The 2,366-nt window shown below is 70.3% G+C and carries 1 pseudogene; it reads left to right on the top strand.

Annotation, left to right across the window (positions count from 1 at the left end):
* Positions 1 to 2,366, top strand: a pseudogene (locus KS423_RS43625) (hypothetical protein); the annotation flags it as partial.

Genomic DNA, 2,366 nt, shown 5'->3' with positions numbered 1-2,366 from the left:
GGACGGCGGTGCCGGTGGCAACGGCGGAGGCGCGGGTGGCGGCTGCGCGGCCGGTGGCGCAGCCGGGGGCGCCCCGCCCAAGCAGGAGAAGCAGCAGGCCCCGCCCGACGTCTCCGCCCAGGACCCGCAGAGCGCGCTCGCCACCGCCGCGAGCCTGCCGCCCGATCAGCTGGCCACCACCCTGGACGGCGTGGACGGCTCGGTCGACCGTACGGTCGGCGAGCAGCACGCCCGGTTGCAGGCCGCCCCGCCGACCGTCCAGCGCCCGTCCGGCGCACCACAGACCCAGTCCGGCACGCCCGAGGCCGCGCCGCCCGCCGTGGCGGTGACGGAGCGGCTGGAGCGGGTCGGTCCGCAGGGCGCGGACGGCGAGCAGCAGAAGGCCCAGCAGAAGAAGGTCGAGGGCCGGAACCCCGGCGACCGGGTCGCCGTGCCGCACGTCGCCGACGACGCGGGCACCCAGGTCTCGCCGCAGGAAGTGCAGCAAGTGCAGGGCGCGGTCGACGGCGTCCCCACGACGGATCCGGCGTTGAACACCACGGTCGGCCGGGCGCCCGAGGTCGAACTGACCGGCGAGAGCGACCCGGCGCGCACCGACCAGCAGGCCGCGAAGCTCAAGGACAGTTCCACGAAGATCCTCGGCGTCGGCCGGGAGGACGCCGCCAAGCCGATGGGCGAGGACCGGATCTACCCGGACGTGCCGAAGGAGACCCTCACCGCCTCCGTACCGGGCGGCGGGGGCAAGGGCGGGGGCGCCAGGGCCGGCGGCGCGGTCGACACCAAGCCGGGCATCGGCATCGTGACCCAGCAGGAGCGCGGCCCGCAGATCCAGGCCGCGGTCGGCCAGGGCCAGAGCCAACTGGGCTCCGAACAGGCCAAGCAGAAGCAGGGCGAGGCCGATGCGCGCCGGCAGAACCAGGCCGAGGTCGACCAGGCGGTGGCGGACAACGCCCAGGCCCAGGCCGGCGAACGGGGCGAGGCCGCCGAGAAGGTCAAGGGCGAGCGCGAGCAGTGGCGCACCGAGCAGGACCAGAAGGCCACCACCGCGGACCAGGACGCCGACGCCGAGCACCAGGACAAGGCCGGACAGATCGGCAAGAAGCGCACCGAGGCCGACAAGGACGTCCGGGACCGTCAGCAGCAGGACAACCAGAAGATCCAGGACAAGCGGAAGGAGGCCGAGGAGAAGGCGCAGAAGGAGAAGGACCGCAAGAAGGAGGAGTCCGAGGGCTGGTGGGGCTGGGTCAAGTCCAAGGTCAAGGCCGCCTTCGACGCGCTGGTCGAGGCGGTCACCAAGGTCTTCGACTACTTCCGCGGCCTGATCAACGACATCATCGACGGCTTCCGAAAGTTCGCGAACTGGGCGATCGACCAGGCGCGCAAGTTCGCCGTCGAGCTGATCGACAAGCTCGCCGACGCGCTGATCAAGATCTGCGACGTGCTGCTGGCGGCCTTCCCCGAACTGCGGGACAAGTTCCGCAAGAAGATCGAGGAGTGGCGCGACAAAGCCGTCGCCAAGGTCAACGAGTGGGCGGACAAGCTCAAGAACGCCGTCAACAAGCTGCTCGACCTGCTGGCCGCCGGGCTGAACGCGCTGCTGAACGCGCTGGAGGCCGGGCTCAAGGCCGCGATCGAGGCGGTCCGCAAGTCCGTCATGGACGCGATCGACTTCGTCGAGAAGGCGATCGCGGTCTTCGGAGAGTTCGCGGTCCTGATCGGCGACATCGCCTCCGACCCGGGCGGCTGGCTGAAGAAGCTCGGCAGCGCCGCGATCGACGGCATCCAGCACTACCTGTGGGGTGCGATCAAGAGCGCGGTCAAGCAGTGGTTCAACGAGAAGGTCGAGTCGGTGGTCGGCCTGACCTCCACCATCGTCAACGTCCTGGTCAAGGGCTGCATCTCGATGGCCCAGATCGGACGGATGGCCTGGCAGGCGATCGTCGCCTCGCTGCCCGGAATGATCGTCTCGATCGTCGTCGAGAAGCTGGTGTCGCTGATCGTGCCGGCCGCGGGCGCGATCATGGCGATCATCCAGGGCCTGGTGGCGGCGTGGAACACCATCAGCAAGATCGTCGCCGCGATCGGGAAGTTCGTCACCTTCCTCAAGGCAGTCAAATCCGGCTCGGCCGCCTGCCTGTTCGCCGACGCGGTCGCGGCGGGCGTGGTCGCGCTGCTCGACTTCATCTCCAACTTCCTGCTCAGCAAGCTCAAGGGGGCAGGCAAAGCCGTCGGCACCAAGCTCAAGGGGATCGCCCAGAAGATCCTCAAGGGTCTGGCCAGGGCCGGCAAGGGCGCCCGCAAGGCCGCCGGGAACGCCGTCAACAAGGCCCGCGCGGGCCTGCGCCGCGCCACCCGGTCGCTGCGCA

Origin of the sequence: Streptomyces sp. LS1784, from assembly GCF_020103755.1 — a bacterium.
GTDB lineage: Bacteria > Actinomycetota > Actinomycetes > Streptomycetales > Streptomycetaceae > Kitasatospora.
Note: the sequence above shows the minus strand (reverse complement) of the source record. Positions and strands in the feature narration are given on the sequence as shown.